Origin of the sequence: Luteolibacter sp. AS25, from assembly GCF_046736275.1 — a bacterium.
Classification (GTDB): Bacteria; Verrucomicrobiota; Verrucomicrobiia; order Verrucomicrobiales; family Akkermansiaceae; genus Luteolibacter.
On sequence record NZ_CP151837.1, the window covers coordinates 603,536 to 616,295 of the forward strand.

Genomic DNA, 12,760 nt, shown 5'->3' on the forward strand with positions numbered 1-12,760 from the left:
AAGAAAACCGGATTATTCCTGAATCGGAATGGCGCGCTGGATGACTTGGCCTTCGCGGTCGGTTTCACGGGTGAATGTTGGTTTTGGGACAGTGGCCGCCGGATTGTTTTCGATAGGGGCGTCCGGCAGGATCTCGCCGATGTCGCTGCCGATCTCCACGATATCGTCTTCGGAGGCGGTGGCCTGGGTATTGCTGTCCGCAGCAGGGATTTCCGAGGCTTCGATGGCTGCAAGGACGTCTTCGAGGGGCTCGATTGCCTCAATGAATGTGAGGCTTCCGGAATATTCGGTCTGAGGTTTTAGTGGAAGGCGCATGCCGTCTTCCTGAGCGAAGATACCGGTGTAGACTGTATTAACGAGCGGGCCGCATACTCCACCGCCAGATCCGGCACCTTGCGCCATGATTGTGACCGCGTAGCGTGGTTCATCGTAAGGGGCGAAAGAGGTGACCCATGAGTTATTGGAGGGTTTTCCGTTGTCAATGGTCTGTGCCGTGCCGGTTTTTGCGCAAACTTCGATGTCGCCCATACGAACTTTGCCAGCTGTGCCACCGGCTTCATTAACAGCCATCCACATGCCTTTCCTGATAAGGTCGAGGTCGCTGGTGGTGACTCCGGATTTAAGGAGGTCTACTTCGAGTTTCGGAAAATCAGGGACGAGAATTTCGCCATCATCCGCGACTACTTTTTTGACGATACGTGGTTGGAAATATTTTCCGCCGTTGGCGATGGTGGATGTCATGCAGGCGACCTGAAGCGGGGAGGCCAGCATATCGCCCTGACCGATGGACATCATGGCTGCGAGGGCGGGAGTGAGAACGCCGTTCGGGCGGACAGCGCGCCATGCACGGGATCCCGGTAGTAGGCCCGGGTCTTCGTTTGGCAGTTCGATGCCGGTTTTTTTACCGAATCCGACGAGTGAAAAGCCTTCAACCATTCCTTTTGCACCCAAGGTGTTGGAGAGTTTGTTAAAGTATGGATTGCAGGATCTTTGCAGTGCTTCCGGGAGTGTGAGGACGCCGTGCTGGCCTCTCTTCATATTCCAGATCCAGCAACCGATCGGGTGTTTGCCATACATGACGTAGCCATCGCAGCTGAAACGGTTATTGGCGAGGCCACGCTGAGCTCCTGCGATGGCGGTGGCTACTTTCATTGTAGAGCCCGGCTCGAAGGATGCGATCGCGCGGTTGGTAAATGGTGAGAGCTGCGGGTTGGCGGTGTAGGCCTGAAATTTTTTACTGGAGATGGAAGGGATGAAGGCGTTCGGATCGTAGTCCGGAACAGAGGCCATGGCGATGACCTCGCCGGTTCTAACGTCCATGACTACGCCGGATGCACGACCCGCGCGGCGGAGGGTGTTTTCCAGAAGAAACTGGATGCGGGCATCAATGGTGAGCTCTACTTGTGCGCCGATTCCTGGTTTGGTGATATCGAGCATCCCGATGGTGCGGCCTTTTTCGTCTTTTAGAACTGTCTTGCGACCCTCGGGACCACGGAGGAACTCATCCATGGTGGCCTCTACACCGGCGATTCCTTTTTCCTCACCGATGTAGTGATCGTATTCACGTTTATCTGCGCTTGAGATATCTCCTTTTTCCCACTGTTTGAGATACCCGAGTAGGTGGGAGGCCAAGGTTCCGTATGGGTATTGGCGCTGGGGACGGATGCCGAGTGTGACGCCCGGGAATTCAGTGTTCCTCTCCGCAAGTCTGGCGAAATCCTCATAGGTGAGGTCAGTGCGGTAGGCAAACGGTACGAGTCCGCGGTGGGTAATGAAATGGGTGCGGAGGGCCGAGGCGTTATAATTTTTCGCGAGGCCAAGAGCACGGAGGGGCTCGATGGTGAAGGTATTTACGATCTCGACAATGTCCGGGTCCTTGGTGGGCCGTGGGAGTCCGTTGCGGGTTACTAGGCGTTCCAAGGTCGGGCTATCCTCATACTGTGAATTGTAGGCTTTCTTGATTTCCTCGAGATTGAAGGATAGCTCGTAGTTGCGGAGGTTCCGGGCAAGGAGGACTCCGTTGCGATCTGTAATTTCACCGCGGATGCCCGGCTCGCGGACAGTGACAGTGCGGTTGCCGGGGACGAGTGCCTGGAATTCAGCACGGCGCTCGATCTGGAACTCATGGACGCGGGACAGAAGGGTGCCGAAGCCTACAAGAATGAAGGCGGTGAGGATATAAAGGCGGAGTCTGAAGCGTGGTTCCATAGTAGTGTTTATCTACGTTTAGATCTGTTTGCTTCCGGATAGAGCGAGTGGTCGAAAATTTTCGCAATACGGTAAAGAAGCCAAAAGACGAGTGGTGAAAATAACATCGTCAGCAGAGAGGTATAGGACATAAGTCTGAAGATAGACCTAGTGATGGTGAAATCGCCGCGAACAAAGGATATGAGGATATATTCCGCGGTAAGGTAGAGAAAGATGGCAATGCCGGTGAGGAGAGCGGAAAACTGCCATTTTCCCTGGCGGAAGAGGGGAATGAGTCCCTGCATGAGGAAGCCCATGGCGGCGAAGAGGAGGATGGAGTAGCCGAAGCGGAGCGAGTCCACCGGCTGGGTGTAGACTTCCGGATCGAAGGACATGGTGGATAGAGCGCAGTGCGCATCCCAGAGTGTGCCACCGATCAGTGCCAGAAGCAGCATGGTGGGTGTGGCGACTGTGACCGCGGCACAAAGAAAGACGAGGTGAACAATCAGAATGCGCGCGTGGCTGAGGCCGGTGAACGCGGGAACGAACTGCTGGACGAGGAAAGCGGCTAGCAGAAGTAGGACGGTGCTGAGGTTGTAGCGGAACAAACGGTTGGAAAATCAGAGGTTTTCAGAAAGAACGACAAATACGGTGCCCAGGTCGCTGAGATTTACAGCGGGTTTGACCAAGGCTTCCGAATCGAGCGGACCTCTTTCAACCGAGATTATTGTTCCTACTAGGATATTGGGTTGAAAGATGCCACCGCGACCGGTGGTGAAGACGCGCTGGCCCGGCTTGAGCGAGGCGTCTTTGGATAGAAAGCGTAGCCGCAGGGTGGGATTGCGGTCGAATTCCCCGCGTTGACCGCTGATGATGCCGACTTCCGGCGAGCCTTCGACCCGGACGGAGACCTGACATTTTTCATCTGTGACGAGCAATACGGAGGAGCGGTTTTTAAGAGGACGGTCAATGATGCCGACGAGTCCTTCATTGGAAAGGACCGAGAGCTGAATGCCGATTCCCTGATCTTCGCCAGCATCGATCTCCATGGTCTGCCACCAGGTGGTCGGGTGGCGGCGGATGATTTGTGCGGCAACGACGTCGAAGTTTGTGGCCTTCTTGAAATTGAGAGCGTGGCGGAGTTCGGAGTTTTCGCGTTCGAGTTCCTTGAAGCGGGACTCAATGATACGAAGACGGCCGATTTCGCTGCGGATTGCGGATGTTTCCGCTTCGAGCGCCTTGGAATGCTTTGTTTCCTCCAGTAGGTCACGAGCTTTTGTTTCAAGCGAGGAACCACCTTTGAGAAAGGGGGAGATCGTTTTGAAATAGGTGACCTGAATTTCCCGGACAATGGGTTCGCTACGCGTAAGTGCCCACATCGCTCCCGCAAGGAAGAGAAGTAGAGCTACTAAATTGAGCGGTTTCATGGCTGTATCACGGTATTATGGAGCCAGTCTTACAATCTCCGAACGAAGGGAGAAGGCAAAACTTAGCGGTCCGTATTGGTGACTCTTTTCAGAAGTGCCAACTCCTGAAGTGCCTTTCCAGTACCTTCGGCGACAGCGCTGAGAGGGTCTTCCGCAACGTGGACGGGAAGTCCTGTCTCCTCGCGGAGCAGTCTGTCCAGTCCCTTGAGAAGTGCTCCGCCGCCGGCGAGTACGATTCCGCGGTCGACAAGGTCGGCTGCGAGCTCGGGAGGGCAGCGCTCCAGAGTTGTGCGGACTGCATCAACGATGGTGCTGAGAGGATCTGCCATTGCCTCGCGGATTTCCTGGGAGGTGATGGTGATGGTTTTCGGGAGGCCGGCGACGAGGTCGCGGCCTTTTACTTCCATTGTTACTTCCTTTGGAAGCGGGGCTGCTGATCCGAGGCGGATTTTGATTTCCTCGGAGGTGCGCTCACCGATCATGAGGTTGTAGGCACGCTTCATGTATTGGATGATGGATTCATCCAGCTCATCGCCAGCGGTGCGGACGGAGCGGGCGTAAACGATGCCGGAAAGGGAAATTAGCGCGACTTCCGTTGTGCCGCCACCGATATCGACAATCATGTTGCCGGAGGCTTCCTGAACCGGGAGCCCTACGCCGATGGCTGCTGCCATGGGTTCTTCGATAAGGTAAACTTCACGGGCACCTGCTTGTTCCGCTGATTCACGTACGGCGCGGCGTTCCACTTCAGTGATACCGGATGGGATGGCGATGAGGACGCGTGGGTTGGAGCGGCGGCCTTTGTTTACCTTTTTGATGAAGTGGCGAAGCATGGCTTCGGTGACTTCGAAGTCGGCGATAACCCCGTCCTTGAGCGGGCGGATAGCGACAATGTTGCCGGGTGTTCTGCCGAGCATCCGCTTGGCATCGTCACCGACTGCGAGGACTTCATTGGTGCCTGCTTTTACAGCAACCACAGAAGGCTCGCGGAGGACGATTCCATGGTCCTTGACGTTGATGAGTGTGTTTGCAGTGCCGAGATCAATTCCGATATCGCTGGAAAACATGTTTCCGAAATATTTCTTAAACATTAAAAGGGGTGTGGTTGAAAGTTGTGAAAATTAGTAGATTTGTGGTCAAAATTCGTAATCCAAGGCCTTTTCAGCGGACCTCCTTCAGTGCGTGCAGGTGTGAAGGAGCGAGTGACGGCAAAAGGACCGTGGGGTGAGCGGTGAGAATCATTAAGCACCTGCCAAGCGTCAAGCGGGAAAGCGAGTTCCACGTAATTGAATAAAATGTTCCACGGTTGGGCTTCCAGCATGGGAGAGCCGGATCAGCGGCCGTCCAGAAGGCGATCCGCCAGCATGGGAGGAAGATTCGCCGCCAGGATTTTTTCGCGCGTTGTTTCGATGTCATATTCGACCCGACGGAAGGTGAGAAGTTTCTCCTCATGGTCGTAAATGCAGTAGCATGCGCGCCAGTCGCCATCGCGGGGTTGGCCTACGGAACCGACGTTAACGAAGTATTTTGCGTCTGCCTCAATGGAGACGGATTCCGCGGGAACTTCCTGGACCTTATCGGATTTCATATACACGCGAGGAACGTGGGTGTGGCCGTGGAAGCAGAGTTGTGTGAACTGGTAGGAAAAATTCGACATGGCATCGAACCGATTGGTTACGTAGTTCCAATGAAGTGGCTGATCGAGTGTGCTGTGAACGATGGTGAAATCCGTGACCTGACGGACCATGCGGAGTCGTTTCAGCCAAAGGCGTTGATCGTCATCCAGTTGATCGCGGGTCCACTGCAGGGCTGTGGCGGCGATCGGGTTCATGGAATCGAGGGAATGATTCTCGGAAGCGTCGTGATCATGGTTTCCCTTCACGGTCGGGATGTCCATTTCCTGAATTTTTTTCAAGCAGGCGGCGGGATCCGCGTTGTATCCGACAATATCCCCCAGACATACGAATTTTTCGACCTTCTGTTCAGCTGCGTCCGCCAATACGGCATCAAGTGCTTCAAGGTTGGCATGAATGTCGCCGAAAATTGCAGTCCGCATCGTGAGAATATAAGGGGGTTGGTTGCTGGATTTGTTCCGTGTTTGGCCCCGATGGTGTCCGGGTGGGATGAAGGATGATTACACTTTATCAGAAGATGCAAGTCTAGCCGAGGTTTCGGCATCCAGGATTTTGCAAAGGCGGTAACCATCTCCCTGGGGTGGGATGGACATGAGAAATGCCTCCCGTTCAAATGAAGACGGAAAATCCAGTCCTATGAGCGCGCGGCCGATACGCTCTCCTGATTCGCGATAGTTGAAGTAGCTGAGGTTCGCGCTGGTGGTGAGACGTTTGGTGAGGAAGTCGTGCAGGGCGCCTGGTCGTTCATAGAAATCGAGTCGGAGGAAGGCGGGGTTTGAGAGTAAGTCTCCGCGGAAGGGGATTGCTCGGAAATCGATATCCGGTGCTCCTGTTATTTCCTGCCACGTGTAGTTGTTTTCCTCCAACTTCGCTATGACCGAGGAGAGCTGTGCTTCTGTGTCTGCAGTGATCGTGAAGGCAGGGTTAGCTTGTTTTGTATCGGTTTTTCCGTATTGGAAATCGGTGATATCTACGGTGGAAAAGCATTCATCGAGAAGTTTGAGCATAGCGCCGGGGGCTTCTTCTATACTCACACGGAGGGTGCGGTGATGACGGGTGGTTGCGCCTTCCGATTGTGCGATCCGGCCGAGTTGGAGGAAATCGACGTTAGCTCCGCAGAGGACAACGAGGACTTTTTTTCCAGCGAGATGATCTTTCTCGGAAAGGGCGGCAGCGAGTCCCATGGCACCGGATGGTTCGGAAATACAACGGAGGCCTTCCCACATGGTGCGGATCGCGTGGGTGACTTGCGCATTGCTGACTGTTACGATTCGATCGAGCGAGTCCTTACAGATCTGAAATGGCAGGTCTCCCGCCTGTTTTACGGCGGTGCCGTCGCAAAAGATATCAACCTGGGGGATGGTGACGGGCTTTCCGGCGGTAATCGCTGCTTTCATGGAAGCTTGGTCTTCTCCCTCGACGCCGACAATTTCGATGTCCGGCCAATATGTTTTCAGCCAAGTGGAGACCCCTGCGGCCATGCCGCCGCCGCCGATCTGTAGGTAGGCGATGTCGAATGGGCCTTTTCCAGAGAGAACAATTTCATCCGCCAGGGTTCCCTGCCCGGCCATGACCTGAAGGTCATCGTAGGCGTGGATGTAGACGGCCTGGGTTTGCTTTTCATCATCTCTTGCTGCCTTTACCGCCTCGTCATAGCTATCTCCAAAGAGGTGGATGGACACGTATTCTCCCCCATGGTGAAGGACTGCGGTCTGCTTCACCTTTGGTGTGGAGCGGGGCATGTAGATGCGTGCGCGGATTCCCAGCTGTTTGGCCGCGAGGGCGACACCTTGCGCATGGTTGCCGGCTGATGCGGTGACTACGCCACGGGCTGCTTCGAGATCGGTAAGGGTTGCCATGCGGTTCGCCGCACCGCGCCATTTATAGGCTTTGATTGCTGAGGCATCTTCGCGTTTTACCCAGATTTCGGGGCCGTCGGGGAGTTTGAGCTGATCAAATGGAGTTGGCTGGCCGAAATGATAGACCCGCTCCCGGGCGAAGAGAATTTCTTGTCGGAGCTGGCGGTCAAGTGGAAGCGGGGAGGCATCAGATGGCATGTCTGTGTTTTTATGTGAGAATGTTTGGTTTAGAAAGGCGGATTCTGAATGGGGACGTCCGAATCGTTGCGGGCTGCACGGGTGAAGAGGATTTGTATTGATACGCGGATGACGGCTTGCCAACAGGTGGCGCGGGGATATGGTCGCTTTCTAGCGGAATATGACGCCATTTTTACGGAAAATTTTAGGGATGAACTGGGTGTTGGTGTTCGTAATGTACGCCTTGCTCATCTTTGGCGTGTTCATGATCGAGAGTGCTGCACGGCATTTGCCTGTCGATTCATCGATACTGGAACAGTTCGGCTCTGCTGGCGGCTACTACGCGGAGATGCAGAAAAAATGGATTCTAGTAGGGAGTGTGGCGTATTTCTCTGCAGCGCTGGTGGATTACAAGTGGATCCGCTGGCTGGGGGTGCCGTTATACGCGGTGAGTCTGGGGCTGATGGTGCTGGCGATGCAGGCGGACGATGAGGTCCACAGGCTCTCGGTCGGCGGACTTAGTTTCCAGCCTGCCCAACTCGGGGTGACTTCAGGTATTATCATGATCGCGTGGCTGATGCATGATTTACCGAAGATCCATGCTTCGCTGAGAAATCCGTTTTTCCGCATCGGCATTATCGGTGTGGTATCGGCTGTGCCGTTTCTTCTGGTGATGAAAATGGGTGATATGGGCTCCGCCCTCGTATGGATTCCGGTAGTGATCGTGGCTCTTCTAGTCGCTGGAATACCATTCCGTTTCCTGAGTTTCATTGCGTTTATTTCGGCAGGTGTATTGCCGATTCTTTACTTTGTGATTCTGCCGTTGGTTTCTGAAAGGGGACCGGACCGGATTGATCTATGGCTGCGAATGATGCAGGGGCAGGAGGTAGATATCAGAGGAGATGGGTACGCTCCGCACAACGTTTCCATGGCAGTCGGGAAGGCCGGCTGGAAGGGTGTGGGCTGGAAAGCTACTTCCGCTGATGGATCCCTCCACGATAAGAAATTCATCCCGCATTTGACTGCTCACAATGACTTCATTTTCGCAGTAATTGCGGAAGAGCTGGGCTTCCGGGGGGCGCTTTTGTTGCTGGGTAGCTTTGCGTTGCTGCTTATCCAGGGATTGTTTATTGGATTCTACAGCCGAGATGTGGCCGGACGTCTGATCGTCTGTATGGTCGTGGCTCTGATTTTTGCACACGTTTATGAGAATATCGGTATGTGCGTTCTACTGATGCCGATCACGGGTATCCCGCTACCGTTGGTCAGTTATTCGGGAACGTTCGTGGTGATCTGTATGTTCCTGCTCGGGCTGGTCCAGAGCGTCTGGGTCCACAGGCACAAGGGCAGGGTGGAGGCTACTTAATCCGTTTCGTCGGATTTATCAGCTGTGTAGTCGCTCTCATATTTCACGTCGGTGTATTTGCTACTGTGTGAGGAGGGCTTGAGAAGATCGAACTCGGTGCCGCAATACATACAGCGAAATTTCTGTGTGGCGATAATCGAGAGGGTCGCGGAAACCCCATAATTGAAAGGAAAGATCCGTGTTGCCTTCTGGTGGGCAAGGGCACCGCTTTCGATCAGGGGAGTTCCCTTGCAAAGTGCGCAATGTGTGGAGCGTCGTTTGAAAAACGCGATGATCCACGTGAAACAGGTGAATACCAAGGTAGCGAGAAATACTCGGGTGGCAATCGGAGTGGGGTGTATGAAGAACATCACCAGGCTGGTAGCCATTGCCAAAATCCCCATGTAATGGATGCTGGAGAGGATCACGGTTGTCACAAAGACGCTCCGATGCGGGACAGAGCGTGCGCGGGAGGCCGGTTTGGGTAGCTTTTCCGGCTTCACTATGCTTGCAGAGCGCTCGTAGGTGACATGTCCTGAATTCAAGTTGGGCCCAATATCAGGATTTCTTGATATTTTGCAAGGAGGCTTTTCGGATGCAGCCGATTGTTAGAAGCCTTGTTTTTCAGTCTTTTACAGACGTTTCTCTCGATTATCTCCTGCGTTGCCTGAGATCCGACGAGTGAGAATTATATATCCTGCTCGATGGATTTGAGCGTGAGGAACAACTCATGCCAGCGGGCAAGTTTCGGCTCCACGGCAATTTTTTCTTTCGCCAAGTGTTTGCGAATAGAATTCAGACAAGTTGTGTAGTCTTGAAAGAAGATCCTGAGGGCTTCCTCATAATCCGTGCGCAGTGTTTCAGCAAATGACCCGCAGGTGTCCAAAAGTGAACTTTGGAAATCCCTTGCGATTTTGACCTTCGTAATCACTGCGATGGTTGCACCGCCCAATAAGAAAATTCCGGCAATTCCGCAGAACAACCACGGAAGCCAGTCGAACCCGAATATTCCACAGATGGCCCCGAGAATGAAGAATAGCAGGGTAGTGGCGGTGAAAGATTTCAGTGCAAGGTTGCGGCGGCGAAGTTCCCGCTCGAGATCCTTCCGCACGTGCAGATTGCCGATGGCATGGTGGGCGGCGCGGCCGATGCGCTGAACGAAGCGTTTCCGCGCTTGTTCGAGCTTTTCCGGAACAGGCTCGGTATCGTCGATATTAGTACCAATAGCATCTTTAACGCGGATCCCAAGTCCATCCCAGTGATCCTGACATGCTGATACCACGTCTTTTCCGTCGCTTTCGGCAACAGTTTCCACCGCATTGCGGAGCCGGTCTATAAACAGGCTTTCTGTCTGTGTGCCGATTTTATCTCCGACAAAAATACGGAATACGGATGGAGGAAGTTTTAGCCATTTCTTCAGGGTTTTGGTGACCCAAATTGCTTCGGTTTCAAAGGTTTCGGCGACTTTCGCAAGATGGTGCGGCAGTCTTGTCACGAGGCTTTCCCGCATGGTGTCGATTTCGGTCTCAAGAGAGGCAAGGAAGACATTCTGATCGCTCAGGTTCTTCGTCTGGTCCTCGATACGATTTTCGATTTGGGTAAGGGCGGAAGATGCTTGTGTGCGCCAGATTTGAAGGGAGGCACGTCTTTCCGGAGAGTCGCAGACGCGGCGCGAGATAAATTCCTCAAGTGCCGGGAATCCGCTTTTTTTATAGTCTTTCTCTCCGAAGGCTCCTTGGGTTTTGGCCTCGAAAGCCATTTTCCCGGAAACCGCAAAAATCTGAGGAACAACTCCGATGCGTTTCATCGAGAGGTCCGCCATGTGCTGGAGGATGATTTTGATGTCGGACTCGTCGCGTTGGTCGGCCTGTTGAACGATGAAGGCGACGCGTTTGTGGCATTCCTCGGGAATACGGGAAATGAGGTTCCAGGTGGCTGCTCCCCATGGATTGGTTACCGGAAAAACGAAAAGAAGGAGGTCGGCAGCTGGCAGGAACCGCTCCGTGATTTCCTGGTGTCCTTTTACGATGGAGTTGGTTCCCGGAGTGTCCACGAGGTTGAAGTCCCTGAGGAACTCTATTGGACGGTAGCGTTCCTCGAGGGAATCCGTGGCCTGGACATCGCGGGGAGGTGCCCCGTGGCGATACCACACTACACGATCTGTCTCCGGCAGGATGTTGACCTTGCAGAGTTCCCGGCCGAAGAGGCCGTTGATCAGGGAGGACTTTCCTGCGTTTACTTCCCCGCAAACCACGAAAAGGAAAGGAGTGGCCAGATCTTTTTGAAAAGCTGTATTCGAGAGCGAGTCACCCAGATCAGTTCCGGTGTTTCTCGCTAATTCATGGATACCTGCGACGACATGAGCTATGCGCTCACGCGTTGCGAAATACCGCTCTCCGAAGTTGAGCTGGCTCACGTTAGATCAGGGGGGAGCTTAAGTTAAGCGTGCGCTCAGGGAGCGGGGGTGACCGATGCCTGTGTGGGAACGGGCTCGGTTTTCATTGCGATCAGCTGTGAAACTGTCACGAACTTGAAACCTTTTTTCAGGAGGCCATCAAGAGTGGCCGGCATTGCGTCGACAGTCTGAGAATGAAGGTCGTGTGCCAATACGATGCCACCTGCTGTGGTCGATGAAAGGATGCGCGAAGCTACGACGGATGGGCCGGGGCGTTTCCAGTCCAATGGATCTACCGACCAGAGGATGGTAGGGTAGCCGAATTCATTGTGAATGAGTTCGCGTTGACGCTGGAGAAGTCCGCCATACGGCGGGCGCATGGTGCGCATGCGGACACCTGCCGCTTTGCCGACGGCATCTGCACAAAGTTGCATTTCCTTGCGGACTTCACTATCGCCGAGCTTGGAGAGGAGGCGGTGGGTGTGGGAGTGGTTTCCAATCTCGTGACCTTCTGCCACGGTGCGGCGGAGGACGTCCGGGTGGGTATTCACGCTGCGTCCGATTACGTAGAAAGTTGCCTTGATATTCCGTTTTGCGAGCATGTCCAGAAGACGCGGGGTGTTCTGGGGATGCGGGCCATCATCGAACGTGATGGCGATGTAGTTGCCGGAGACGGAAACGCGGGAAAAGGTAACGCCTGCGTTTTTTGAGAAATTGCTGGAAGGATTTCCGACATTGTTACGAGGCGATGCACCAGGGACGGCCGGTGTTCGGTAACCGGTGTTTGGAGCTGTCTTGATAGGTGCGCCCGCAGGTGACGGAGGCGTTGCGGCTTTACAACTGGCGATAGTAGCGGCGGAGGCTGCCATGAACCCTCTTCTGGATAAAACACCTAGATCGGGATTTTGGGAGAGGCTATCTCCGATTTTTTGAAGGGAATTTTCCATGTATGGGGACAGTTATTACGAGCAGCTGGCAGGTTTACAAATATAAGGAAAATGTCACGTCTAGATTTATTTTACGGAAGCCGGGTTTATCTGTTTTGGAGGAAATAATTCCTGGCACAAAAGGCATGACTTCCCATCGCAGCCGCGGGCGGTGCAATATTCCCGGCCGTAGAAAATGATCTGGAGATGCAGTTTGTTCCATGATTTTCGAGGAAAGAGTTTTTTTAGGTCCCGCTCTGTCTGCGTGACGTTTTTCCCTGGCGTGAGTTTCCAGCGTTTCGCGAGGCGGTGGATGTGGGTATCGACGGGGAATGCCGGGACGCCAAAAGACTGGGCCATGACGACGGAAGCGGTTTTGTGACCCACACCGGGTAGCTCCTCCAGGTCTTCGAATGATTGAGGGACCTGGCCGCCGTGCTTATCGACGAGGATTTTACTGAGATTGGAAATTGCGGCTGCCTTGGTGGGAGAAAGGCCACAGGGGCGGATGATTGCCCGAATATCCTCAACGGGGATTTTCATCATTCCCTCTGGTGTGTCAGCGAGGGCGAAGAGTGCGGGGGTTACAAGGTTCACCCGGATATCGGTGCACTGGGCGGAGAGGAGCACGGCGATGAGCAATGTATACGGACTGGTGTGATCCAGCGGGATCGGAGTTTCCGGATAGAGTTGTTCGAGGCGTTCCAGGAGGTGCTCTGCCCGCTGTTTCTTTAACATGATAGGGAGTAATTTGAATAAATTGTGACCAGCCTTGTCATATGCGGGCTGGATAGATGGGTTGAAATTGGC

General features: G+C 54.0%; 11 protein-coding genes. 1 reads left to right on the forward strand and 10 read right to left on the reverse strand.

Features of this window, described 5'->3' with window-relative positions:
* Nucleotides 1-12 precede the first annotated feature (12 nt).
* The 6 genes from AAGA79_RS02860 to AAGA79_RS02885 form a co-directional block, all read right to left on the reverse strand.
* Nucleotides 13-2,208, reverse strand: coding sequence for a peptidoglycan D,D-transpeptidase FtsI family protein (locus tag AAGA79_RS02860; RefSeq protein ID WP_411827271.1), 2,196 nt, complete (start codon nt 2,206-2,208; stop codon nt 13-15).
* Nucleotides 2,209-2,216: 8 nt separating this feature from the next.
* Complete coding sequence (locus AAGA79_RS02865) at nt 2,217-2,795, reverse strand: hypothetical protein (protein WP_411827272.1); 579 nt, start codon at nt 2,793-2,795, stop codon at nt 2,217-2,219.
* A 12-nt stretch (nt 2,796-2,807) separates the two neighbouring features.
* A complete protein-coding gene (gene mreC / locus AAGA79_RS02870) occupies nt 2,808-3,614 on the reverse strand; it encodes a rod shape-determining protein MreC (protein ID WP_411827273.1) in 807 nt (268 codons plus the stop codon).
* Between the two features lie 62 nt (nt 3,615-3,676).
* Nucleotides 3,677-4,705: a rod shape-determining protein gene (locus tag AAGA79_RS02875; RefSeq protein ID WP_411827274.1), complete on the reverse strand. Its 1,029-nt coding sequence runs from the start codon at nt 4,703-4,705 to the stop codon at nt 3,677-3,679.
* 242 nt (nt 4,706-4,947) lie between these two features.
* Nucleotides 4,948-5,670, reverse strand: coding sequence for a metallophosphoesterase family protein (locus tag AAGA79_RS02880; RefSeq protein WP_411827275.1), 723 nt, complete (start codon nt 5,668-5,670; stop codon nt 4,948-4,950).
* A gap of 78 nt (nt 5,671-5,748) precedes the next feature.
* Nucleotides 5,749-7,305 (reverse strand): pyridoxal-phosphate dependent enzyme, encoded by a 1,557-nt coding sequence (locus AAGA79_RS02885; protein ID WP_411827276.1) that lies wholly within the window; start codon nt 7,303-7,305, stop codon nt 5,749-5,751.
* A gap of 160 nt (nt 7,306-7,465) precedes the next feature.
* On the opposite strand from AAGA79_RS02885, the gene AAGA79_RS02890 reads away from it, so the two are divergent.
* Nucleotides 7,466-8,650: an FtsW/RodA/SpoVE family cell cycle protein gene (locus AAGA79_RS02890; RefSeq protein ID WP_411827277.1), complete on the forward strand. Its 1,185-nt coding sequence runs from the start codon at nt 7,466-7,468 to the stop codon at nt 8,648-8,650.
* Here the strand turns inward: AAGA79_RS02890 and AAGA79_RS02895 are convergent.
* The 4 genes from AAGA79_RS02895 to nth form a co-directional block, all read right to left on the reverse strand.
* Nucleotides 8,647-9,174, reverse strand: a complete 528-nt coding sequence (locus tag AAGA79_RS02895) for a hypothetical protein (RefSeq protein ID WP_411827278.1) — start codon at nt 9,172-9,174, stop codon at nt 8,647-8,649. The two genes, AAGA79_RS02890 and AAGA79_RS02895, sit on opposite strands and share 4 nt — an antisense overlap.
* Nucleotides 9,175-9,317: 143 nt before the next feature.
* On the reverse strand, nt 9,318-11,045 hold the full coding sequence (locus tag AAGA79_RS02900; protein ID WP_411827279.1) for a dynamin family protein: 1,728 nt from the start codon (nt 11,043-11,045) through the stop codon (nt 9,318-9,320).
* A 35-nt stretch (nt 11,046-11,080) separates the two neighbouring features.
* On the reverse strand, nt 11,081-11,971 hold the full coding sequence (locus AAGA79_RS02905; RefSeq protein WP_411827280.1) for a polysaccharide deacetylase family protein: 891 nt from the start codon (nt 11,969-11,971) through the stop codon (nt 11,081-11,083).
* Nucleotides 11,972-12,037: 66 nt separating this feature from the next.
* Nucleotides 12,038-12,688, reverse strand: a complete 651-nt coding sequence (gene nth, locus AAGA79_RS02910; RefSeq protein ID WP_411827281.1) for an endonuclease III — start codon at nt 12,686-12,688, stop codon at nt 12,038-12,040.
* Nucleotides 12,689-12,760 lie beyond the last annotated feature (72 nt).

What these genes read in the sequence shown, in the direction of transcription:
- mreC (WP_411827273.1), bottom strand. Translation starts at nt 3,614, where the DNA reads ATGAAACCGCTCAATTTAGTAGCTCTACTTCTCTTCCTTGCGGGAGCG.
- nth (WP_411827281.1), bottom strand. Translation starts at nt 12,688, where the DNA reads ATGTTAAAGAAACAGCGGGCAGAGCACCTCCTGGAACGCCTCGAACAA.
- AAGA79_RS02875 (WP_411827274.1), bottom strand. Translation starts at nt 4,705, where the DNA reads ATGTTTAAGAAATATTTCGGAAACATGTTTTCCAGCGATATCGGAATT.
- AAGA79_RS02890 (WP_411827277.1), top strand. Translation starts at nt 7,466, where the DNA reads ATGACGCCATTTTTACGGAAAATTTTAGGGATGAACTGGGTGTTGGTG.
- AAGA79_RS02880 (WP_411827275.1), bottom strand. Translation starts at nt 5,670, where the DNA reads ATGCGGACTGCAATTTTCGGCGACATTCATGCCAACCTTGAAGCACTT.
- AAGA79_RS02905 (WP_411827280.1), bottom strand. Translation starts at nt 11,971, where the DNA reads ATGGAAAATTCCCTTCAAAAAATCGGAGATAGCCTCTCCCAAAATCCC.
- AAGA79_RS02860 (WP_411827271.1), bottom strand. Translation starts at nt 2,208, where the DNA reads ATGGAACCACGCTTCAGACTCCGCCTTTATATCCTCACCGCCTTCATT.
- AAGA79_RS02885 (WP_411827276.1), bottom strand. Translation starts at nt 7,305, where the DNA reads ATGCCATCTGATGCCTCCCCGCTTCCACTTGACCGCCAGCTCCGACAA.